Annotated in this window: 14 protein-coding genes and 1 rRNA gene; 12 read left to right on the forward strand and 3 right to left on the reverse strand. The window is 51.5% G+C overall.

Going from position 1 to position 23,401, the window contains the following annotated elements:
* The first annotated feature begins 201 nt into the window (after positions 1-201).
* Together rrf and ACFSR7_RS33065 are read left to right on the forward strand one after the other, a co-directional pair.
* Positions 202-318: ribosomal RNA gene (rrf, locus tag ACFSR7_RS33060) — 5S ribosomal RNA — on the forward strand.
* A 112-nt stretch (positions 319-430) separates the two neighbouring features.
* Positions 431-721: a hypothetical protein gene (locus tag ACFSR7_RS33065; RefSeq protein ID WP_378168913.1), complete on the forward strand. Its 291-nt coding sequence runs from the start codon at positions 431-433 to the stop codon at positions 719-721.
* Between the two features lie 303 nt (positions 722-1,024).
* On the opposite strand, the gene ACFSR7_RS33070 is transcribed toward ACFSR7_RS33065, so the two are convergent.
* Complete coding sequence (locus tag ACFSR7_RS33070) at positions 1,025-1,531, reverse strand: discoidin domain-containing protein (RefSeq protein WP_378168914.1); 507 nt, start codon at positions 1,529-1,531, stop codon at positions 1,025-1,027.
* A gap of 458 nt (positions 1,532-1,989) precedes the next feature.
* Here ACFSR7_RS33070 and ACFSR7_RS33075 point away from each other — a divergent pair, with 458 nt between their 5' ends.
* Together ACFSR7_RS33075 and ACFSR7_RS33080 are read left to right on the forward strand one after the other, a co-directional pair.
* Entirely contained in the window at positions 1,990-2,814 is an 825-nt protein-coding gene (locus tag ACFSR7_RS33075) for a hypothetical protein (RefSeq protein ID WP_378168915.1), read from the forward strand.
* 414 nt (positions 2,815-3,228) lie between these two features.
* On the forward strand, positions 3,229-3,390 hold the full coding sequence (locus ACFSR7_RS33080; protein WP_378168916.1) for a hypothetical protein: 162 nt from the start codon (positions 3,229-3,231) through the stop codon (positions 3,388-3,390).
* 104 nt (positions 3,391-3,494) lie between these two features.
* Here ACFSR7_RS33080 and ACFSR7_RS33085 read toward each other — a convergent pair whose 3' ends face one another.
* Entirely contained in the window at positions 3,495-5,285 is a 1,791-nt protein-coding gene (locus ACFSR7_RS33085; RefSeq protein ID WP_378168917.1) for a sensor histidine kinase, read from the reverse strand.
* Positions 5,278-6,828 carry a response regulator gene (locus ACFSR7_RS33090; RefSeq protein ID WP_378168918.1) on the reverse strand — a complete coding sequence of 517 codons (1,551 nt, stop codon included), beginning with the start codon at positions 6,826-6,828 and terminating at the stop codon, positions 5,278-5,280. Before ACFSR7_RS33090 ends, ACFSR7_RS33085 begins: the two co-directional genes overlap by 8 nt.
* Positions 6,829-7,003: 175 nt before the next feature.
* Here ACFSR7_RS33090 and ACFSR7_RS33095 point away from each other — a divergent pair, with 175 nt between their 5' ends.
* From ACFSR7_RS33095 to ACFSR7_RS33130, 8 genes are all read left to right on the forward strand, one after another.
* Positions 7,004-7,921 carry an ABC transporter permease gene (locus ACFSR7_RS33095; RefSeq protein WP_378168919.1) on the forward strand — a complete coding sequence of 306 codons (918 nt, stop codon included), beginning with the start codon at positions 7,004-7,006 and terminating at the stop codon, positions 7,919-7,921.
* A gap of 119 nt (positions 7,922-8,040) precedes the next feature.
* The gene (locus ACFSR7_RS33100) at positions 8,041-8,895 is read left to right on the forward strand and encodes a carbohydrate ABC transporter permease (RefSeq protein WP_378168920.1); all 855 of its coding nucleotides are present in this window, start codon (positions 8,041-8,043) and stop codon (positions 8,893-8,895) included.
* A 55-nt stretch (positions 8,896-8,950) separates the two neighbouring features.
* Positions 8,951-10,585: an ABC transporter substrate-binding protein gene (locus tag ACFSR7_RS33105; protein WP_378168921.1), complete on the forward strand. Its 1,635-nt coding sequence runs from the start codon at positions 8,951-8,953 to the stop codon at positions 10,583-10,585.
* Positions 10,586-10,747: 162 nt separating this feature from the next.
* The gene (locus ACFSR7_RS33110; protein ID WP_378168922.1) at positions 10,748-16,414 is read left to right on the forward strand and encodes a DUF4962 domain-containing protein; all 5,667 of its coding nucleotides are present in this window, start codon (positions 10,748-10,750) and stop codon (positions 16,412-16,414) included.
* 233 nt (positions 16,415-16,647) lie between these two features.
* A complete protein-coding gene (locus tag ACFSR7_RS33115; protein ID WP_378168923.1) occupies positions 16,648-17,133 on the forward strand; it encodes a nucleoside deaminase in 486 nt (161 codons plus the stop codon).
* Positions 17,134-17,865: 732 nt separating this feature from the next.
* Positions 17,866-19,368, forward strand: coding sequence for an alpha/beta hydrolase (locus ACFSR7_RS33120; RefSeq protein WP_378168924.1), 1,503 nt, complete (start codon positions 17,866-17,868; stop codon positions 19,366-19,368).
* An 87-nt stretch (positions 19,369-19,455) separates the two neighbouring features.
* Positions 19,456-20,484: a type I glyceraldehyde-3-phosphate dehydrogenase gene (gene gap, locus ACFSR7_RS33125; RefSeq protein ID WP_378168925.1), complete on the forward strand. Its 1,029-nt coding sequence runs from the start codon at positions 19,456-19,458 to the stop codon at positions 20,482-20,484.
* A gap of 433 nt (positions 20,485-20,917) precedes the next feature.
* The gene (locus tag ACFSR7_RS33130) at positions 20,918-23,368 is read left to right on the forward strand and encodes a glycoside hydrolase family 27 protein (protein ID WP_378168926.1); all 2,451 of its coding nucleotides are present in this window, start codon (positions 20,918-20,920) and stop codon (positions 23,366-23,368) included.
* Positions 23,369-23,401: the final 33 nt, after the last annotated feature.

The following is a 23,401-nucleotide window of genomic DNA, read 5'->3' on the forward strand; positions in this document are numbered from 1 at the left end:
ATAGGCTCGGGGTGGAAGCGCAGCAATGCGTGCAGCTGACGAGTACTAATCGGTCGAGGGCTTATCCTACTGTTCCTTACGGGGAACAAACGGCAAGCCGCACAGGCAAGAGCATTTCTAGCGCATATTCGTTTCGCATCCGGTTTTCAGGGCGCAAGCTCTGTAAGCTGCAAAGCTGTATGGCAACAGCCAAACAGTAGGTCTGGTGGTAATGGCGGAGGGGTCCCACGCGTACCCATCTCGAACACGACCGTTAAGCCCTCCAGCGCCAATGGTACTTGGACCGCAGGGTCCTGGGAGAGTAGGACGTCGCCAGGCCGGATGCATGCCCGAGCAGTCGAATTCTCAGGCTAACAAAGTCTGGGATCGACGATCAGGGCTAAGAGCAGCAAGAGAGAACCACCTTCTTCGGAAGGTGGTTTTTTTGTGCATGCAAAATGCACGATCGGATGGTGATGGTGGGGCAGGTAAGCGCAAATACGACGTGCTGGCGCTTTTCGATGGTTTGGCGGGTCAAAATTCCTGCATTTGTACAGGTATTTTCTGCCAATGCGCGAAGCCTGATAAAATGCCTGCAAATATGCAGGTAAATTTAAAGCTCAAGCCGGAAATGGGGCTGGAGAAGGAAAAAAGATGTATATTTGCATCTTTTCAGCCTAGAAAGGCCGACATCGGCATAAAAAGATGTATATTTGCAGGCTTTGCGTTGAAAGAGCGATAGATAAGAAACTGCACGGATAGGGGGGATCTTTATGGCAACTTCCAATCAGCGAACTGATGCACGGCATTTCGTTTCTCAACAGAATAGCGCCCAATAACGATGAGGTCAAATAACTGATAAATGCACTGCGTACCTCGAAAGCGGATAGGTTATTCAAACACGAGGCGAAGTGGTTGGACGAAAAGATGAAAGGCTGGCCAAAGCAAAGAAGAGCAGCTTGCGGGCTGCTCTTCTTTGTCTAGACAACTATGCGGTTACGTCTGGTCCCTGTCATCAGGAGCGCTTCACGCGGGCGGTTTCGGGTCAAGGTCCGTAAATTTCAAGCTCGCCGATCATCGTCGCGGTGCTGACCGGCGCCACGTTTACGCGAACGTATCGCGTGCTAACGGTACTCGGCAGATTAATCGTGACCGTATAATTGTTGGCGGAATAGAAGGCTTGCGTACTTGTCGATTGGGTCGCAAAGCTGCTGTCGTCAGTCGAATTGCTGGTCTGGATCGTGAACGCTTCGACGAAGTGACCATACGTCGGCGTCTTCAGGACAATCTGGTTAACGGACTGGACGCTGCCAAGATCGACCGTAATCCAGCCCGCCGCGCCAAAATTCGGCTGCCAGAAGGTGCTTTGTCCGCCGTCCACCGCATTTGACGGATTGGCTCCGCTGCTTGCCCATACATACCGGGTCAAAGCCAGGTTATACGAAGCGGATGCGCTGCTCAGATTAAACGACAATTGCGCAACGGCAATCAGCAGCGTGAGCAGAAGAGCGATCGTTGACCTCTTTTTTACGACTTGAATACGAGTGGACATGAGTGGCCTCCTTGGCACAAAAAAGATAAGTATCAAAATGCGCAAGATCTAACCTGCGATGCCAGCCTTGCTGTTGCATTTCCGGTAAGCGCTGGTTTCCGAGCGTCGATCACCTCCGATTTGTTACCCGTTTTACGCGTTTCTCCGGCCGGGCTCGCCCCTCGCCCGAATCTCCGAGAGAGCGCCGACCATACACCGCGCATTTTTCAATTTCAGCTATACAATACCAACTATGGTTAACAATAAGAATGTCTATAATTATTGTAATTTTACACATACCTAAAAAAAACCTCGTATTATTAAGCAAAGGGAGCGGTAAAGTCAGGCGCATTTCAATGGAAAATATGCGTGATATTACATATCTAGGTGAAATTGGTTGATTAGGCGGGAAGGTGCATGTTAGATTATCGTTGCTTCCATCCAATATCATCTCATACCAAAACGAGAGGACGTGTATGATGAAAATTCGCAAATGGTTAGTGGGTGCCTTGATCCTGGCATCGACGCTGCCGGCAACGACAGCCAGCGCCGCAGTAGGCGCATCGGTCACCAATATCACGGCTAATTCTCTGCAATTGAACTGGACGCTTCAGCCGGGCGAAGGGGTCGTGACGGTCTATCAGAACGGCAGCTATCTGACGGCCTATGCAGGCAACGGGATGATTGTAAACGGGCTGTCACCGTGCACCGCTTATACATTTACCGTTGTCGGCGGGAGCGGCTACGCGACCACTTCGGCTGCTGCCACGACGCTAGGATGCGCCCCGGCCCCGAGTGCGCCTTCGGTTGCGTACACGAGCACTTATTCGTCCGTTAATTTGTCGTGGACCGCCACCAATGCCGTAAACTATGAAGTGTACAGGGACAATGTACTGCTCGGCACGACGAGCGGCACCTCCTATACGTTCAGCGGTACGCCGAGCCGGACTTATGCGGTGCGGGTGGTCGCGATTAACAGTACAGGTCAAACGGCATCCGCCTCCCTATTGGCGACGACCCAAGCTTTCTCGGGATCGTGGACGAGCGCTTTATCAGGAAATATCCGCGTCGGCGGCGCATGGACCAATACGAGTTCCGTTAACAGCACCGCGATGAACATGACGCTTTACCGCGTTACTTCAGCCGGAGATGTGTATGTCGGCAGCAACTCCGCTTACATCGGACCGGGCCAGACGATCGGCGGATGGTACAACCTCGCGAGCAATCAGCCTAGCGGCACCTACAAGGTCGTATTGACCTCCGACTATGCGATCACGTCTGGCGCCACGCTTGGCACTTATTAGAAACGAAGGTTTCCTCTTCTAGCTTCAGCACAGAATTTAAAAGAAAACAGGAGCCGGCCGCTTCTGCTTAGACTGTCGAGAAATGCTCGGCAGTCTTTTTCATGTTTAAACGGTCCGCTGCTGGAGCCGCAGGAGCTGTTACAATGAACTCTGAGTACGCGTTGAAGGAATGTCCAACCGTTACCTCGGGAACTCGTATGGAGAAGGTTACGGACATATTGAGACTTGGGAGCCTGCGTTTTCTCTTTAAAGGATAAAGAGAGGTTAAACAACGATGGAATAGTAATAAAATATCGTATGGCTCCTATGGGAAGCTACGATTCAATTACAAAGCCAGCCGGCAAGATCAGCCAAGCTGCCTATCTAACTGGCAGACAAGCGCAACTGAATGACGCGTGCTGGGATCACGCGCCGATGATGGAAAGGAATGTTTCCGAGGAGGTAACGAAGCTTACGACAGAAGGGAAGAACCTGCTCGTGAACGGCGGTCCCGGCCTCGGTTCGACCCTGGCGCAGCTGGACTTGGTGGACTTGGTGGACTTGGTGGATGAATATCACTTTCTCCACGCCCGCTAGCTAACCGATGCCGGACTATTTCAAATTTAAAGACAGAAAAAACCGGCAGGATTAACGTTATCGGCTGGTTTTTCCTTTATTCCTTGTCCTTCAAAGGTTGTCCGTCATAAGGAATCGGATTCCATAACTAGAGGGATATGTACTTCAACAATCATGCCATCTCCGGGTGAGCTGAAAAATTGCAGTCCGAATGTTTCGCCATAGTACAATTTAATTCGTTCCTGAACGTTACGTATGCCGTAGCCGCTCCCGGAGGAATTCATACTTCTGTTGCCAGACCGAAGCGTTTCCAGTTGTTTGTCGTCCATGCCGACCCCATCGTCGACGACAGAGAGGACGATCCGATCCGCTTGGCGTTCACAGGTTACCGTAATCGTTCCCTCTCGGTTTTCGCTCTTCAAAATTCCGTGCAGTATAGCGTTTTCGATGATCGGTTGAAGGGTTAACTTGGGAATGAGTCCTTGTTGAAATTCCTCATCGACCTGCAAGTTTAGCTCGATTTTTTGTTCGAATCGAATATTCTGAATTTCTACATAATAAGCGACCAGCTTTAACTCGTGTCCGATTGTAATGATGTCTTGTCCATCGCTCAGCGTGAGTTTATAATATCCGGCTAGCGAACGGACAAGGGCAGCTATCTCGTTGTTCATCCCGAATTGCGCCATCCAATTGATCTGATCCAGTATGTTATATAAGAAGTGGGGATTAATCTGGGATTGAAGCGCCTTTAATTCCGACTTGACGGCCTTCAGTTCTGCATCCTTTAACAATGCCAACCGTTGCGACAGATAATTATAGCTTTGGATGAGTTCCCCGACTTCGTCATCGCCGGACGGCTTTATGATGGGCTCAAGTATTCCGGCTTCCATTGCCTTCATCTTTTGACTTAAGTACGTAATTCGCCTTGTCATATGAAGGGAGATGAAATGGGCGAGTCCGATGGCCAGCAATCCGACGGCAAGCAAACTAAAAAGGAGCTCGTGTTGGAGGCGTGTGCTTCTGGATACGATCTCCTGATGTGGTATCACGGTAATCATGGTTAGGTCTGTATCCGGAATTTGCAGCTGGAGGAATTCTAATCTCCTGCCGCCAACGACCTGCGTATTACTGCTGCTCGAAGACAAGAGTAGCGGTGCTGTTGCGCCCTCGGCAGGAAGATACGCCTTAAGGAGCGTATCGTCCGAGGCGATCAGAACCAGGCCATCGCCGCTCTGCAAATAAGTTAAACTATTTTTAACCGTGTTCGCCCGGGAAACGATTTCTTTAAGCATGGTTTCGTCCATATCCAAGCGCAATATGCCGATCGTTTCGTTATAGTGGTCGGGATGTCGGATGAGACGTACCAGCGAAATGACTGGCGCAGAATCGGCGGCTTGGTCCGGATAATTGTGTGAAGAGAACCACATGAGTTTAGTATTCAAAGTTATTAATTTAGCATACCACGCCGTGTTCTGAGCATCTTCCAAACGGAACATGCTGCTGCCTTCATTGGCAAACAGGAACCCGTCCGGCAGAAACAATCGAATCGCACTTACATCCGTACCGTCACGGTAAGAAGAAAGAAACACACTTAGCTTGTTTCCGTCCTCCAACTGTTCGTGAATGCCGTAATCGGCCACGTTTTTTGTCAGTACGCGAGTCATCTGATTCTCATCCAAAGCGATCAGATCCGATACATCCGTAATGCGTTTCAATTTATAAGAGAGAAACGAATGCGTCTGTCGGAAGCTTTGATTAAGCGAAAAGCTTACCATCTCCTGAATGATGCCCGTCACCTTGCCGGATGCGTAAAACTGGAGGTAGAGAATAGGGAGCAGGATGAGCAGCAAATATGACAGCAGCAGCTTTTGCTTTAATCTCAGTTTAAGAAGAAAACGATTGATTACTTTAAACATCGGCGATCCTCTTCCTGAATTCCGAAGGCTGCAGATTCGTGATTTTTTTAAATATTTTACTGAAATATTCGCCATCCCCATAGCCAACCTGCAGGGCAATATCGAACAGCTTGAGCTCCTTGTTAGCCAACAGCTCTTTAGCCCGCTCAATCCGATATTCCGAAAGAAAATGCTTAATCGTCACGCCGGTACCTTCTTTAAAAACGGAACATAAGTGGGGGATCGTTACACCCACATCATTACTGATGTCCGATAAGGACAGCTGACGATTCCGGTAATTTCGTTCGATATAATTCGTCACCTGCCGAATGATGGAGTTACCTTTGCGCGAAGCCAGGTATTCAAAAAGAACATCGAGCTCCCCGTTTAACAGCATTTGCAGTTCCTCGAGCGTCTGGCAAGCATACAAACGCTCTACGTACGTCCCCAACGCCATCTCCTGCTTGAATGCGGGAATACCGCTTTCTTTACCGATTTGCCGGACGGTTTGGTAGAGCTGCAAATAAAGCCCTTTCGTATAACTGACAAGCGTATCCGGGCGCTTTCGGATGTCTGAAGTCAACGCAGCCAACCATGTTTTTGCCTGATACGATCCTTCTTGCTGAAGTGAAAGGGCGAAGGAACCGAACCGCTCATCGTCCATGAAGAATCCGTCCGCGGGAGGGATAGAGGTCTCCCATATAACGGAGTTAGGCGCCTGATAAAAGCCTCTCTGTAGATAGACGATTGCGGAAAGGTAGGACGAATACAGCTGATCCATACGATTGACTTTCGGGCCAACGGCCAGGTGGTAACCGGTTAGCTTAGATACACGGATTTTAACATCGTCAATCCAGCGTTCGAGTTGATCCTCGAACGGCATGTCTTTATCCGAACGGGTGAACAAATGGATAACGAGATGATGGTCATCCTTCAGTAGGCCGAAGCAATCCATATCGATCTTCTGAGCGGCATCTTCAAGCTCTTGCATAAGGGAATCAGGCTGAGCGACCGGTTGATGGAATTTGAGAACGGCGCATACGCAGGAGATCGAGTCTGGCAGCTTATAACCGAGTAAAGGGAGCAGCCGTGCAAGCTTATCGGACGGATATTCGGGAGAAAAGAGCAGACCGGCAATTTCTCGTTTAATTAGGGGTACGCTCGCTTCCTCTCCCATGTCGGCTCGCCGATCGTTCATGACCATTATAGAAGCGTTGCGGACCGCTTCATTGAGCTCATCGGGATGGATAGGTTTTTCTATGTAATGAACGGCCTGCAAGGAAATCGCGGATTTCAAATAGGCTTTGTCCGAGAAACCGCTCATGAAAATAATGCGCATTTTCGGACAAAACTTCCGTATGCAGCGAGCGGCTTCGATACCGTCCATCCAGGGCATTCGGATATCGGTAAGCAGGATGTCGGGCCGGAACTGCTCGGCGATCTGAACGGCATCGCGGCCATTTTCCGCATGCTTGACTTCCTCAATCCCGTATTGCTGCCAGTCGGTCTTCACCAGGATCCCTTTGCGAATCAAATGTTCGTCCTCCACGAGCAAGAGCTTCACGATGTTCCCCCCGATACGCATTCCTATTAGCTTCATTATAGTACGATTGCTGCGGCTTCCAAACGGAATCTTAATTTTAGACATAAAGTCGAAAGATTGATGGGGACCCAAATGATAACGGTTCCATTAGAATAACGGATATAGAGCGGTGATCAAAGACAGGAGGAGAAAAATAATGAAAACACCGTTCATTCGCGATTTGTTCAGTTACAGAACCATGCTGCTTATGCTTATCCCTTCCGTTCTGTTCGTGGCGTTATTCAGTTATGTTCCAATGCTGGGGTTGGTATTGGCATTCAAACATTATACGTACGGCAAGGGGATTCTAGGCAGCGACTGGAGCGGCTTCGACAACTTTCGATTTTTCTTTATCTCAGGGGATGCCTGGAGGGTGACTCGCAATACCGTGCTGTATAATGCAGTCTTCATCCTGATCAATCTTGTCTTGCAGGTGGGACTTGCCATCCTGATATCGGAGATTAAAGGCAGATGGTTTAAAAAGATCAGCCAATCCGTCATGTTCTTGCCCTACTTCTTTTCCTGGGTCGTGGTAGGAACGATCTCCTACAACTTGTTGAATTATGAACATGGCACGGTCAATACCTTATTGCGTACATTCGGTATGGAACCAGTCAGTTTCTACAGCACGACCGGTATTTGGCCATACTTGCTCGTATTCTTCTCCGCTTGGAAATCAGTCGGTTATGGCGTCGTTTTTTATCTGGCAGCCATCATGGGCATCGATCAGGAAATGTATGAGGCGGCCGAGACCGATGGAGCCAACGTTTTTCAGAAAGTCTGGCATATTACCGTTCCTTGTTTGAAGCCGACGATGATCATTCTGACGCTATTGTCGGTCGGTCATATTTTCCGGGGCGATTTCGGACTCTTCTACAATTTAATCGGAAACAACAGCTTGCTATTCGCTAACACGGACGTCATCGATACTTACGTTTACCGCTCATTAGTGCAAAGCAACGAAATCGGCATGTCGGCGGCCATCGGATTCATTCAATCCATCCTGTGCTTCGTCACGATCATGCTGATTAATGGAATCGTGCGTAAAGCGGATAAAGATTCGGCTTTGTTTTAGACGGAAAGGAGCTTAAATCTTCGATGAAATCGGCAATTAGACACCAAACGAAAATCGCGACGGGCGTCGCGGACTCCGGGAAGACGCGCGCCCCAAAGATCCATACAGACCAGTTCATCATGAACGTACTGGGCTATGGCTGCGTATCGTTCGTAGCGCTGGTTTGTATCATCCCCTTCCTGCTTATACTCAGCGGTTCCATCACGGAGGAGAAAGCAATCATCCTGGATGGATATAAACTTTTTCCTTCAAGCTTTTCCCTCGAGGCATACCAGTTGATCTTTAAGATTCCCGAGCAGATTATTCGCGCCTATGGCGTGACCGCATCCTTGACCGTTATCGGTACCTGTGCATCGCTGTTTCTGATTTCCATGAGCAGCTATGTGCTTCAACGTTCGGACTTTAAGTGGAGAAATATCTTCTCATTCTACTTTTATTTTACGACCTTGTTCAGCGGGGGACTTGTTCCCATGTATATCTTAGTCGTCAACTATTTGAAATTAAACAATACCTATTGGCTGCTGCTCGTGCTTCCGCTTATTAGCGTGTTTAATATTTTGGTTATGAAAAGCTTTATGCGGAGCATCCCTGCGGCGATCACGGAATCGGCTAAAATCGACGGTGCAGGCGACTTTACGATTTTTATCCGGCTTATTCTGCCGCTATGCAAGCCCGCGCTCGCCACGATTGGATTGTTTGTGGCGCTCGGATATTGGAACGATTGGTTTAACTCTCTTCTATTCATTAGCAATCCGAACCTCTATTCCTTGCAGTACTATTTATACAAAGTGATCGGCAATGTGGACTCTCTCAAGATCGTTACGGAGAAAAGCGGAATCAGCGTACCGGATTTACCGGGCGAAAGTCTTAAAATGGCTTTGACCGTGGTCGTAACCGGGCCGATTGTGTTCTTATATCCATTCATTCAACGTTATTTCGTCAAGGGACTTACGATTGGCGCAGTCAAAGGGTAATTCCGGAAACGCCGGTTTATCATAGCATGACCATTATATTAGGGGGGAAGCGCGCATGGAAGGAAGGAAGATCATGAAGCGTATGAAAAGCAGAGCTTGGATGGGAGTTGTGCCGCTCCTGCTGCTGAGTATGTTGGCAAGCGCATGCAGCGGAAACAATTCGGGTACGGCATCTCCGACCGCCTCGACGACATCCAAGCCGTCCGAGAGCGCGGCGACGACATCTGCGACAACGGCAACGACGGCGGCGACTGAAACGGCAATAGACACTTCAGAACCGGTCAAGCTCAAATTGGTGTTGCTTGGTGCCAAGCCGGCAGATATGGATGAAGTATATGCAGAGGTCAATAAAATTCTGAAGAAAAAAATCAACGCCGAATTAGAGGTCCGGTTTCTCGACTGGAACGAATACGGCGAGAAATATCCTTTATTGTTTGCCGCTAATGAAGATTTCGACATGATTTATACTGCCGACTGGGCGTTCTATAACCAAACGGCCAGTAAAGACGGGTTTCTGGCATTAACGGAAGATATGCTGAAAAAATATGCGCCAAACACGTGGGAAAAGGAAAATCCGATCGGTTGGGACCAAGCGAAAGTGAACGGCAACATTTACATGGTACCCCATGATTCTTTTGTGGTCGGCGAGACGGTAGCCTTGATCCGAGGCGACTTGAGAGAGAAATACAATTTGCCGGAAGTGAAATCGCAAAGCGATTTGGCCAACTACTTGACTACGATCGCCAAGAACGAGAAGGGCATGACCGCATTCAGCGGGCCGGGCACCAATTTAAGCGGTACGGGGCTTCCCATTTTCTTCAGCGATATGGAAATGCGCTTTGTCAATGGAAGCGTTCCATTGGTCTATGATATGAACAGTGAACATCCCACGCTTACCAATTATCTCGAAAACCCGAAAACGTTAGAGAAATTAAACATGTTTTACGATATGGCGCAACAAGGTGTATGGTCGAAGGATGCGATCGTGTCCAAGACGGATTGGCGCGCGGCATTCAAAGAAGGCAAGACGGCCGCCGATATGCATAACGTAACGACGATGGCTGCATCGATGGATAGCATTCTGAGAACGCATCCGGAGTGGAAGCCCGAGCTGATCGACGTTAATCCTACGGTACATAGGTTCCAAAGCGCGCTGATCAGCAACGGGATTGGCATTCACGCGACCTCTAAAAACCCGGAGCGGGCATTGATGGCGATTGATCTTCTCCGCTATGACCAAGAGCTGTTCGATTTAACCAACTACGGCATCAAAGGAAAGCATTGGGAACCGGTTGGCGATAACAAATACAAAAGTTTGCCGGCATCTACCGGCTATCCGCCCGAAGGCGCTTGTCCTTGGGGCTGGAAAACGCCGCTCGCCCGCCAGCTGGAAGGCGTAGCCGGCGATAAAATTACGGAAGTTTACGACAAATGGAAAGCGGAAAATATCATCCACAGTCCGTTTGAAACGTTTGCGCTTGACGATACCAATATCAAAAATGAGCTAGCCGCACTTAAAAATGTTCAACAAACGTATTTGCTGCCTATCTATTTCGGGTTGGTCGAACCGGCTAAAGGACTTCCCGAGGTGATGGAAAAGCTGAAGCAAGCAGGAATGGAGAAGGTTCGGGTAGAGATGCAAAAGCAAATGGATGCATTCATTGAAGCCAAAAATAAAGAAGCGAACTGAAAACAGATTGTAAGCAAATAAATAAACCGCCGTCAGTCGATTCGTCTAGCGGCGGTTTGTTTTATTCAATAGCGCGATAAAGGGGGTGAATGGAGAGCGCATTCATAGTGAGGTGGCATTCGTATTGAAAGGGAATTCCAAAAAAGTAGGAGGCGAATCAATTTGGTTCATCTTAATTGGCAACGCAAAACTTCTACGTTTGTTGTATTCGTACTGGGAATGAGCATGATTTTGAACTTGTTTACTTTTCAATTCGCAAGCGCTGCCGGAACGAACCCGGTGATGGGACCCGAGCTGGTCCCCAATCCCGGGTTCGAGCAGGTGTCCGGCAGCATGCCTTCCAGCTGGACGATCTTCGAAAATGCAACCGGCATAACCGTAGCGTCCGCTACCGACCAGGTTGCGGAAGGGACGCGCAGCGTGAAGCTTACGGACACTTCCACGACGGCAGGAGCGGGAGTCGTAAGTCAAAGGATGCCGTATTCCCCGGGAACCTCCTACCAGGCCAGCGCCAAAGTGAAGGTGTTGGAGGGCGGCGTTTCCATGCTCGTCCGTTATTTCGACGCGAACAATGCTTTTTTCGCGCAAAAGGTTGCCACCAAATTGCCCGCCGCGGACTGGCAGACGTTGGAGGTTAGCGATACGCCTCCAGCCAATACCGTGACGGTACAGCTGGTTCTCGTCGTTCCGAGCTTCTCCGTCACCGGTACTGCTTATGTGGACGACGCATCGTATAAGACAACCGAGCTGCTCCTCAATCCGAGCTTCGAAGCCACGTCGGGTTCAAGGCCAACGGAATGGACGGCGGTCGATCACGGGCTGTCATCCAGCATCGCTTCGGTCGCCGCCGCTGTCTATTTGGCTCACGGCAACAGATCGCTGCACATCGCCGATAACTCGGCAACGGACGCTTACAGCGTTAAAAGTCCGACGCTTCCTGTCGTCTCCAACAAAATGTATACGGCAGCCGTAAAAACCAATGTGCTGTCGGGCAAAGGAATTCTGACCTTGCACTTTGTGGGGGCTTCAGGCCAATCCGATATGGAAGCGCAATCATCGGCCGTCGGCAGCTGGGAAACGTTGACTGTATCGGCTGTGCCGCCTGCCGGGACGACCGCGGTGCAGGTGGAATTGTCTACGCCTGGCGCCGGGCAAGCCGACGTATATTTCGATCAGGCATCATTGACGGCAGCCGATGCCCCTCCGGCACCGACGCCGACAGCGACGCCAACAGCGACGCCAACAGCCACGCCAACAGCCACGCCGACAGCGACGCCAACAGCGACGCCAACGCCAGGGACGATTTTATGGCCAACCGGACTCGAGCCATCCGAAACAAGGCATTTTCAACCGGTCGATAACTTGGTAACGACCCAGAATCCGCCGGATTTCGGCTGGCCATTCATCGCAGGCGGGGATGTATACGAGCTGCAAGTGGCAAGCGACAACGCCTTTAGCAACATCGTCTATCAGAAGAACGATATCCCTACCAACTTCTACAATTTCCCGCAACCCTTCGTTGCAGGTCAGTCGTACTTCTGGAGAGTAAGGTTTCATAAAACGGCAGGCTGGTCGAATTGGAGCGATACTCGCAAATTCCGTATCGATGCGGATGCCGTACCGTTCCCGGTGCCCCCCGTATCGCAGCTGTTAAATGCCGTGTCGACTTCTCATCCGCGCATCCTGACGAGCGCGTCCGATCTGAGCGCATTCCGCGCCCGGAAGGACGGCGACGGCAAGGCGACCTACGATAAAATCTTCTCGAAGGTCAATTTGAACGACACGACCTTGCCGGCTGAACCGACGTCGACCGATATATTAACGGTACGTTCTGAAACGGGAGCGGCAACGGGCAAAATGATGGATGCCGCCTTCGTTTATTTAATCACCGGCAACACGGCTTACGGGGACTATGCGAAGGCGAGGCTGCTGAATCTCGCGACTTGGAGAACGACGACAGGATCGACTACCTATACGGCCAACGACCAGGCGCATCGGGAAATCGCATTAAAAAGCGCCATCGCCTACGACTGGATCTACGACCGCCTCAGCGCGCAGGAGAAAGTAACGGCTCTAACGATGATCATGGACAGATCCCAGACGATTGCCGACGATGTGCTGTACGATGCTTTGCCGATCTCTTCAAAGCCCTATGATTCGCATGGCTGGACCGTGTACGGTTACCTGGGTATTATCGCGACGGCTCTTTTGCATGACGACGTCAACATTGGCGGCACCGTCGTTTCGGCGAAAGCGCAGGAATGGTTCAACAAGATCGTTCCTACTTACATTAATCTGCTGCCGCCATGGGGCGGGGAAGACGGTGCCTGGGGCAACGGCATCGGCTATTGGCAATGGTCTACCCTCAGCAACAAGGCTTTCATGGACGTACTCTATGCGGCGACTAATTTTAATACGTATCAAAAGGCATTTTCGCGCAATGAGTCATGGTTTCCTCTATACATGTTGCCGGTCGGCCAGAAAAACGGCGAATTCGGCGACGATATCAACAACATCGCAACGAGCTTCTTTTCTGAAAGCGTGATGCGAAACGCACAGATGCTCCAAAATCCGGTCATGCAGTGGTATGCGCAGAAGAGCCCCTACAATAGCGAGGACTTTTTCAGCTACCTGTATGCCGACGGCAGCTTGACACCGCGCCCGCCCGTAGAGATGCCGACGGCCAAATACTTCGATACGATCGGTTTGGTGGCCATGCATTCCAGCCTATACGATCCCAAGCGAATATCGCTCTATTTCAAATCCAGTCCCTTTGGCAGCTATAATCATAGCCACGCCGATCAGAACGCGATTATTATCAACGCGTTTGGCGAGGAGCTTGCATTAGACGGCGGGTTTTATGACAACTTCGATTATCCGCATTATCAAAATTACGCCAAGCAAACCTTCGCCAAAAATGCGATTACGTACGACGGTAAAAAAGGACAAAAGGCTTGGGATATGAAAGCCTCGGGTCAAATCACGGGCTTCGCGACCAACAAGGATTTCGACGCTGCGGTAGGCGACGCCACGACGGCCTACAACATCGATCCGAACCATATCGGCCTGGACCAGGCACAGCGCAGCATCATTTACGTGAAGCCGGGCGCATTCGTGGTCATCGATAACTTGAAGGCCCGGGAGCCGGGCAGTTCGAGCTTCGAATACTGGCTGCACGCCGATAAGCAGATGACGCTGGACGCAGACCAGAGCGGCGCGACGATCGTCAAAAACAAGGCTGCGATGAAAGTGAGATTGTACTATCCGAATCTGACGGCATCGATCACGGATAAGTATCTCGGCTTTAACGGCGAAGAGTTGCCTCCGCAAGGTGCATTTGCGAATAACACGCGGCTTCATGCCGGGTTTAAGACGCCAAAAACGGATTACGCGACGATCGTCTCCACGTATGTACCTTACAGCGTGGATGCCGTGCCGGAGAATATCGCAAGCGAGGAATTCGGCACGTACCGGAAGCTGCATTTTAACGACGGGACGGACGTTTATGTTCGCAAGGCGCAAAGCGGTGTCGTCAATACCGGCAGCATTCAGTTCGATGGCATTGCGGCTACCGTAAAAGGAGATTCCATTCTGTTGGTTGGCGGGACCCAGCTGATCAAGAACGGAGCAACGCTGATCAGCAGCACGCAGCCGGCGACGATCGCGCTGTCGGTCGACGAGCTGTCCATCACCGGTACGCAGGCAACGCAAGTGAGCCTGCAAAAGTCCGGCGTCACAACGATGCTTGATGAATCCTACCGCAGCATTCCGCAAGGCGGCAGCGTGACGGCAGCCGTTTATGCGCGCGGCGTCCATTGGGTTACGTCCGCTAACCAATTAACGTTAAACGTTGAGCCCGGGCAGCATCAGCTTCGACTGAGCAATGTCCCGGCACCGGCTCCCGTGGCCAACGTAGCTTTGCCGGTCGAGATTAACGGTACGGCATCGTCGGTAACGTTGTCGGCCTACGGCAACGGAAAAGGGGGCGTTGCGGCATGGGGCGCATTGACCAATACGGCCGGCCTGTACGAAGTGCTTGAAGCGCCTAGCGGCCTTACCTTCGAGTCGATCGGCGGCGTGCAGCCGGTCATGTTCTTAGGCGCGAATGCCAAGATTATCGTGCCTAACCAAGGCGGCACGCTCAAGCTGCGCAGCGCCGGGTCGGGAGCCAAAACGGCCGCCGACGCTACGGCCGATTACGATACCGTGAAGAGCGATCTGGATGTTTTTGCGGAAGCCGAAAGCTTCAGCGATTCAGACGGCGGCGCGTTTTCCGTCTACAACACGCGTCCCTTTTTATCAGGGGGGAAAGGCGTCACCGGATGGACCAATCCCGGTCAGAGCATATCGTGGGCGCTGAACGTTCCCGAAGCCGGCAAATACGATATCGTGATGAAATACGTGGGCGGTTGGGACGTTACCAGCGGCCTTACGACGCGATTGATCAAGCTGGGCGCTCAATTTTATTCTGCGGAAGCGCCGACGACGACGGACTGGGGGACGCTGCCGGAATACTGGCGAGCGCTGACGATCCATTCCGGAACGGATCTGCCCGCGGGACCTGTCGAACTCAAAATGTGGGACGTCGTGGGGTCGATGAATTTGGACTGGGTTGGCTTGGTCAAATCCGAGTCGCCCGATCCTGCCTTTAATAACGACAAAATAGCGCCGGTCACGACAGCGAGTTTATCGCCTTTGCAGCCGGATGGACCGAACGGGACGTATGCAAGTCCAGTCACGGTTAACTTGAATGGCGCCGACGACGCATCGGGTGTAGCCAAAACCGAGTACAGCCTGGATAACGGGACGACATGGCAGCTGTATACGGCGCCGCTCACGTTTGATAAGCAAGGTCAGGTTAGCGTGCGTTTTAAATCGACGGATCAAGCAGGGAATGTCGAGACTACGCAAATGGTCGGTTTTACGCTGACGACGACAACGGTTAAGGTTCAACTCAAAGACAGCAGCGGAAATCCGCTCAGCGGCGGGATCGTCAGCTACTACGACGGAGGATGGAAGGATTTTGGCACAACGGATGCCACCGGATCCGTCAGTAAAGCATTGCCCGATAAAAGCTACACCTTCTCGATGAAATACGAAGGCACGATTAAGGAGAAGGTGCAGCATACGGGGACCGATGCCGTGGTCGGATTTCAGACGGTCAAAGTCAAGCTGCAGTTGAAGGATAGCCAAGGAAATCCGCTGGATGTCGGCAGCGCGAGCTATTATTCGGGGAGCTGGCGGGCGATCGGAGCGACAAGCGGCGGGGAGATCAGCAAGGAGCTGTTGCCTGGCTCCTATACGTTTAGCATGACTTATGAAGGAACGCAAAAGGAGAAGGTGCAGAATACGGAAACCGACGCCGTCATTGTGTTCCAGACCGTTAAAACCAGGCTGCAGTTGAAGGATAGTCAAGGAAATCCGCTGGATGTCGGCAGCGCGAGTTATTATGCAGGGAGCTGGAGGACGATTGGAACGACAAGCAGCGGCGAGATCAGTAAGGAGCTGTTGCCCGGCTCCTATACCTTTGACATGAATTACGAAGGGACGCACAACGAAAAGGCGCAAAATATCGGGACCGATCCTGTGATTGTGTTCCAGACGATTAACGTGAAGGTGCAGCTGAAGGACAGCCAAGGGAATCCGCAAGGCGGCGGCATCGTAAGCTATTATGCAGGAAGCTGGCGGCCCTTCGGAACGACGGACAATGGGGAGATTAACAAGGAGCTGCTGTCGGGTACTTATACGTTTCATGTAACCTATGGAGGAACAAGCAAGGACAGCGTAGTTAACCTTGCAACAAATCCAACGATCCTGTTTCAGCTATGAGTGTAGAATGCGTGCTTTAAACCCTTGAAACAAAGAGAGCCGTCAGCACGGAACTCGTGCGCGGCTCTTTGTGCTTTGCCCGGGGGAAGGGAGCATCTACGTCTCCAATTGGTAAAGATCGATAAAGTTCCGGGCTGCCTTCGATAGGAGACGTTGCGAAGGGCCACAATATTTTGCATATGAACCTCTTCGTGCTACCATGGTGGCATAAGAAACAACAGGGAGGAACAATCATGATTAATGAGATCGATCTGATGCATCTGCGACGTTGCGTCAAGCTGGCGGAGGACGCGTTGGATGACGGCGACGAGCCTTTCGGCTCCATCCTCGTAGCGGGTAACGGCAACATGCTGATGGAGGACCGCAATCGTGTGGCGGGCGGAGACCATACGCAGCATCCGGAATTCGCGATTGCCCGCTGGGCGGCTAATCATCTGACGCCCGAGCAGCGGCGGGAAGCGACCGTGTATACGTCCGGCGAGCATTGCCCGATGTGCGCAGCAGCCCATGGCTGGGTCGAACTGGGCCGCATCGTATATGCGAGCTCCTCCGCGCAGCTGGCCGATTGGCTTGACGAATGGGGGGTTCCTGCGCCTAAGGTACGCACTTTACGGATCCAGGACGTCATTCGGGAGACGGAAGTCGAAGGACCGGTTCCGGAATTGGCAGCGCAAGTGAAGGAGCTTCATCGCCGGATGCGGTCTGCTCCGCAACTATAAAAGGAAGAAGAGGGTGCAGCGCGAGGCGGGGATCCATCCGCGTTCAGTTTGCTGCTTAGCTTCGATTCGGTGTAATTCGCGTGTCCGACATTTAATTAATAGCATAAATTAAAGCAGCGCATTTTCGGCAAGCGGGAGCTTTTCGATGTTTGCGGATCAAAAACCTGCATTTGTACAGGTATTTTCAGCCGATCAACGACACTTGATGAAATACCTGCAAATGTGCAGGTAAATTCAAAACGCAAACCGGAAATCGGACAGATAGGATAAAAAAGATGTATATTCGCATCTTTTTACTAAAAATGGTATATATCGGAATAAAAAAGATGTATATATACAGGAATTGCGGCGGCAGAATGACGCTGAGGGCGGTAGAACGACGCAGCCGGCGGCAGAACGACATTGGCGGCGAGACGCCAGGCCTGTCTGAACGAATGTTCGCCCCCCATCGAAACGGGCGGATGAGCCGGCTGCAGGCGTTCCGCGCGACTCAAGTTTCAGAATTCCGCCAAAACTAAAAGGACCGTCAGGGCGATCTTCCCTGACGGTTTTCTTATTTTCTTTGACTGCTAAGCTAGAGCTTATTTCTTGCGGGCCGGCTTATTTTGCAAACAACTTGGATCGCCTTACAAAATTGCAAGGTACATGTAAGGAAAATCGATAGCTCGGGCTCGCCTCGCCGGATAAGATTGGGTCAAACGAAATCACAAATGGTGTAAAAGGAGAATCGGGATGAGGCTGTTTGAATGGTTGCTTTTTTTATCAAACATTGGCACGTTCGCATTATCGGTCCGATTAAAAAAGGGCCAGCGCAAAGTTCCGGTATTCGTTGCAAGCGGCGTCGCAGCGCTTTTCATGGTCATTCAATTGACAGTAGAAGGCTACAGAGTCCAGCTGATCTTTCCCTACTGCTTAACAGTCATTTATTTGGTCATTTCAGGTTATCGCTATTTTAAAAAAAGCCGCTCAAAAAACATCCCGCGATTCATATCGGGTTCCGCTAGTATTGCTGCAGCGATCATGCTGGTCATCACAACTGTTCTTTTATACGCCTTCCCAGTATTTAAGCTGCCAGAGCCGACAGGCGAGTATATGGTAGGAACGCATGCGTTTCATCTCGTGGATACAAGCAGAGACGAGATTTACGACAAAGCCGGCGATCGTAAGAGAGAGTTGATGGTTCAGGTATGGTATCCCGCTCAAGTCGGCAACGGCAAGCAAGCTCCCTTTATTCCGGATACCCGGACTTTAAGTTATATGGCCTCGAACTATGGTCTCCCCGGATTTACTTTGCAACACTTGAAGTACGTATCCAGTCATGCTTATTCGGGGGCCGAAGTCTCTACTGCACAGCCTATATACCCTCTGATCCTTGGGAATCCAGGCTTCGGCTCTTCCCGGTTCCTCCATACGACGCAAGCCGAAAATCTCGCGAGTCACGGCTATATCGTGGCAGTGATCGACCACACCTACAACACATTCGCGACCCAGTTCCCGGACGGCCGAATCACGACGAGCACGACAAACGGCTTATTCTCGTCCAATCATGATTATCGAACGGAAAGCGGCAATCGCGATCAGCTGGGAAAAGTGTTAACCGACGACGTGACATTTGTGCTAGATCAATTTGAACGCATCCAATCGGGTCAGATTCCCAGTCTCCTAAAAGGGAGAATCGATCTCGGTCATGTCGGGACGTTCGGTCATTCAATCGGCGGCGCGACGGCCTTTGACGCATCTTACGATCCGCGAATCGCGGTTGGCGTAGACTTGGACGGAGCGTTGTATCGACTGCGCGACAGGGAGGGGCTGCAAAAGCCGTTTTTGTTCATGAACTCGGAAAGCGAATTCGAAAGACTAAAGATGGCGATGGATAATCACGTCTATACGGACGCAGAGCTAAAACGCATGGGCAACTCGCGAGCGTGGATGGACCAAGTAACGGCAGACAAAAAGCTGGAGCTTGAGCGAATGCGCGATACGGTTGCTGCAGGGGGACAATTCCTTTACATCGATAAAACGGAGCATTTGAATTTTACCGACGTAGCGTTCATTTCTCCTGTATTCAAATGGCTGGGCGTTACAGGAAAGATCGACTCCGTACGAGCGAATGCCACTATCAATGCCTATATGCTCGATTTCTTCGATCTGTATCTCAAAAACCAAGGGGGGCGCTTGTTGAAGGGACCGAATAGCCACTATCCGGAGGTGAGGGTCGTAACCTCGTTACTTTAATTTATGAGTCATATTAAATAATTTAATGAGTCATATATAAAATATATGTTATATTTATGATGCATTATATATGAAGGGGGTTGTGAAATGAGGATTGGACTTAGCGGAACAGGCAGAATCGGCAGACTTGTTCTTCGAAGGTTGATAGAGCAATCTCCCAGGAATGTGGAGCTTGTTGCGATCAATTCCACCGGTACTTTAGAAGCCTTGGCACATTTGTTAAAGTATGATACCGTACACGGCACGTGGGATGCCGACATCCTCATTGGAGATGGCGAACTGTCGATCAATGGCCGGAAGATCGCGATCTTGTGCGAAAAGGATCCGGAAAAACTACCATGGCAAGCGTTGGGCGTAAGTCTGGCCATTGATGCGACAGGACGCTTTAATAACCGCGCCGATGCGTCCAAACATCTGACTGCCGGCGCCAAACGAGTCCTGTTGACGGCGCCGGCAGACCAAGCGGACTTCACTTTGCTAATGGGCGTCAATGAACGCAATTATGATCCCGAACGGCATCGCGTCTTGTCGGCTGCGTCTTGCACGACAAACTGTCTGGCGCCGGTCTTGCATGTGCTCGATCAAGCCTTCGGCATCGAAAAAGGTTGGATGTCCACGGTGCATGCGTATACGAACGACCAGAATCACCTGGATAATCCGCACAAGGATTTGCGTCGGGCGCGTTCTTGTACGAGTTCGATCATTCCTACAAGTACAGGCGTCGGCAAGGCATTAAGAAAAATTTTGCCGCATCTTGCCGACCGGATCCACGGCATATCCATTCGCGTTCCCGTGCAAGACGTATCGTTGCTGGACGTCGTGCTTCAGTTGCGGACAAAAGCAGAACCATCGGAAATACGTGATATTTTCGTTCGCGCAGCGGAAGGCAATCATCGCGGCATCATTGCGTACAACGATCTCCCGCTCGTGTCCGCCGATTACATTGGCAACGCGCATTCGGCGATCGTCGACGGATTGAGCTTGCAGACGCATGAAAATGAATTGAAGCTGCTTGTTTGGTACGACAACGAATGGGGGTATGCTTCTCGCGTTGTGGATACTGCCATTCTGATCGCAGCGGTAGAGAATAATGCTATGGCCGTGGCTCTCGAATAGCAGTGGGCGAGCTGCGAATATCATTCGCGTGAAAGACTTCATTGGAAGTTTTCGCCGAATAACGACCGCAAACCGCGTTCATCCGAACGTGGTTTTTTGTGGTATTTTCATGATGATTCTTTAAAATGAACACGATTTCTTTAGTTTATCTGTACTTGAAAGTGCCGATATCGGCACATCGGTACGCCGAACGACGCAATTGTACCTATTTTTATGGCCGGTAGCCATAGATAATGGATCTAGCTCATTGTGAAAGCGCTATCATTCATTGTATAGCACCTTAGCTACTTTCAAGAGCGAGTCTGCCCGGAAAAGGGGGGATGCGGCGGAGAACACGGTATGTAGCTGCAAAGCGGCCGCAGGGAAGTCAACGCACCCTTCAGCGGTCTGTTCGTGGCTTCACGATCCAAAACAATGGGAGATGATGATCGTAATGTTCAAACCTTTTATTAAGCTTCGCTTTCTCTTGTTGAGCTTTGTTATTCTCGCGGCACAAGCGGGAATCGCGATTCCGCAAGCGCAAGTCGCCAGCGCGGCCATCAACGGACTCGGTCAGAAGCCCTACATGGGCTGGAGCAGCTACAGCATGCAGGTGTATTCGGGCAGCACTCCTTTTATCACGGCAGCCCAAATCAAGGCGCAGTCGGATGCCATGCACGCCACGCTGCAGTCGCACGGCTACGAATATATCAACATCGACGCGGGCTGGAACGGAAGCATGGACGGGTACGGCCGGCCGATCCCGAGCACGACGCTATACCCGAACGGCTTCCAGGACGTCATCGACTACGTGCACAACAACGGGCAAAAAATCGGGATCTATCTGATTCCGGGACTGTCGAAGGACGCGTACAATGCCAACCTGCCGATTTACGGCACGACTTCCTGCCACATGCAGGATATCGCCGTATTGCCGCTTACGACGGCGGATTACTGGAACATCGGATACAAGATCAACTTCGCCAATCCTTGCGCTCAAAGCTACGTCAACTCTGTCGCCGATCTGATCGCGTCCTGGGGCATCGACTTCGTGAAGTTCGACAGCGTGACGCCGGGCTCCGGCCATAACGATACGTCGATCGACGCGCGCGACGACGTGAAGGCGTGGGCAACCGCGCTTGCTTCGCATGGGATCTGGTTCGAGCTCTCTTGGGCGCTTGATCATAACTACGTCGATTACTGGAAGCAATACGCCAACGGCTGGCGCGTCGATTGGGACGTCGAAGCGTATCAGCCAGGCGTGAAGCTGACCGAGTGGAACAACATCGCCCGCCTGTTTCCGGATGCGGAAGTGTGGTGGCGCGATGCGAGGCCGGGCGGTTGGAACGACTTCGACTCGCTGAACGTCGGCAACGGGGCAATGGACGGACTGACTCAAGACGAACGCCGCACGGCGATGACGTTGTGGTCGATGTCGTCGGCGCAGCTCTATACGGGTAACGACTTGACCAATCTGGATAGCTTCGGCATCGGACTGTTGACGAATGACGAAGTGATCGCGGTCAATCAAGCAGGGCGACCGGCGCATCCGGTCTCGACCGCGACAAGCCAGCAGGTATGGTACGCGAACAACGGAGACGGCAGCTACACCGTCGCCCTGTTTAACCTGGGCAGCGCTGCGGCAACGGTGACGGCGAACTGGAGCGACATCGGCCTATACGGCTCCGCTACGGTCCGCGACCTGTGGACGCATACCGATCTCGGCAAGTTCGCGACGAGCTACAGCGCTGTAAGTCTCGCACCGCATGCGTCCCGGATGCTGCGAGTCGTTACGAACGGCGGCGCCAATGTCGTCAACGACGACGACACGGGCATCTCCTATACGGGAAGCTGGCAGCGGAGCTGGAATCGCGGGCTCGGCGATTTCAAGGACGACGTCCATTATACGCAGACGAACGGAGACTATTTTGAATTCAAGTTTAACGGCACCGGCATTGACCTGTATACCGAAAAGGATGCGTCGCAGGGGAATGTCGACATCTACGTCGACGGCGTGCTGAAGCAGACGGTCAACACGTACAATGCGACGCGACAGACACAGCAGAAGGTGTATAGCGTCTCCGGGCTCTCTAACGGCGTCCATACGTTGAAGGCGGTGAAAAAGACCGGTACGTATATGCTGCTCGACAAGCTATCGTTTAACGTAGCTGCGCCGATCGAAGTGAACGATACGGATGCAGGCTTTACGTATTCCGGATCCTGGACGACCAGCACTGCGCGCGGCTTCGGGGATTATAACGATGACGTCCACTATACGATGACGAACAACGATTATTTCCAATACGCCTTCAACGGTACGGGGGTCGATCTCGTTACCGAGAAGGATTCGTCGCAAGGAGACATCGACATCTATATCGACGGCGTCTTCAAGCAAACGGTAAGCACATACAACGCGACGCGGCTCGCGCAGCAGACCGTTTACAGCATCCGCGGCTTGACGAGCGGCTCCCATTCGATCAAAGCCGTGAAGAAGTCAGGCACGTACATGCTGCTCGACAAGCTGAACGTCCGCAGCAGCCGTATTCAGCTGAACAATACGGATTCCGGCATTACTTACTCCGGCACCTGGTCGGTGAACGCCGGCCGGGGCTATGGGGATTACAACGACGACGTGCACTTCACGGCTGTCAACAACGATTACATGCAATACACGTTTAACGGGACGGGGATCGAACTGCTTGGCGAGAAAGCGTCGGACCAGGGCAACGTCGACATTTATATCGACAACCTCCTGCAGACGACGGTAAACACATACAACGCGACACGCCTTGTCAATCAGTCGATCTACAGCACAAGCGGGTTGACCGCCGGCTCCCATACGATCAAGGTCGTCAAAAAGACGGGCTCGTATATGCTGGTGGATTCGCTGCGCGTGACGCCGTGATGCTTTAAGACATAGTTAACATACGTTAAATAA

Origin of the sequence: Cohnella sp. GCM10020058, assembly GCF_042683485.1 — a bacterium.
In the GTDB taxonomy this organism is placed as follows: Bacteria; Bacillota; Bacilli; order Paenibacillales; family Paenibacillaceae; genus Cohnella.

What these genes read in the sequence shown, in the direction of transcription:
- ACFSR7_RS33065 (WP_378168913.1), top strand. Translation starts at nt 431, where the DNA reads ATGCAAAATGCACGATCGGATGGTGATGGTGGGGCAGGTAAGCGCAAA.
- ACFSR7_RS33070 (WP_378168914.1), bottom strand. Translation starts at nt 1,531, where the DNA reads ATGTCCACTCGTATTCAAGTCGTAAAAAAGAGGTCAACGATCGCTCTT.
- ACFSR7_RS33075 (WP_378168915.1), top strand. Translation starts at nt 1,990, where the DNA reads ATGAAAATTCGCAAATGGTTAGTGGGTGCCTTGATCCTGGCATCGACG.
- ACFSR7_RS33080 (WP_378168916.1), top strand. Translation starts at nt 3,229, where the DNA reads ATGATGGAAAGGAATGTTTCCGAGGAGGTAACGAAGCTTACGACAGAA.
- ACFSR7_RS33085 (WP_378168917.1), bottom strand. Translation starts at nt 5,285, where the DNA reads ATGTTTAAAGTAATCAATCGTTTTCTTCTTAAACTGAGATTAAAGCAA.
- ACFSR7_RS33095 (WP_378168919.1), top strand. Translation starts at nt 7,004, where the DNA reads ATGAAAACACCGTTCATTCGCGATTTGTTCAGTTACAGAACCATGCTG.
- ACFSR7_RS33100 (WP_378168920.1), top strand. Translation starts at nt 8,041, where the DNA reads ATGAACGTACTGGGCTATGGCTGCGTATCGTTCGTAGCGCTGGTTTGT.
- ACFSR7_RS33105 (WP_378168921.1), top strand. Translation starts at nt 8,951, where the DNA reads ATGGAAGGAAGGAAGATCATGAAGCGTATGAAAAGCAGAGCTTGGATG.
- ACFSR7_RS33115 (WP_378168923.1), top strand. Translation starts at nt 16,648, where the DNA reads ATGATTAATGAGATCGATCTGATGCATCTGCGACGTTGCGTCAAGCTG.
- ACFSR7_RS33120 (WP_378168924.1), top strand. Translation starts at nt 17,866, where the DNA reads ATGAGGCTGTTTGAATGGTTGCTTTTTTTATCAAACATTGGCACGTTC.
- gap (WP_378168925.1), top strand. Translation starts at nt 19,456, where the DNA reads ATGAGGATTGGACTTAGCGGAACAGGCAGAATCGGCAGACTTGTTCTT.
- ACFSR7_RS33130 (WP_378168926.1), top strand. Translation starts at nt 20,918, where the DNA reads ATGTTCAAACCTTTTATTAAGCTTCGCTTTCTCTTGTTGAGCTTTGTT.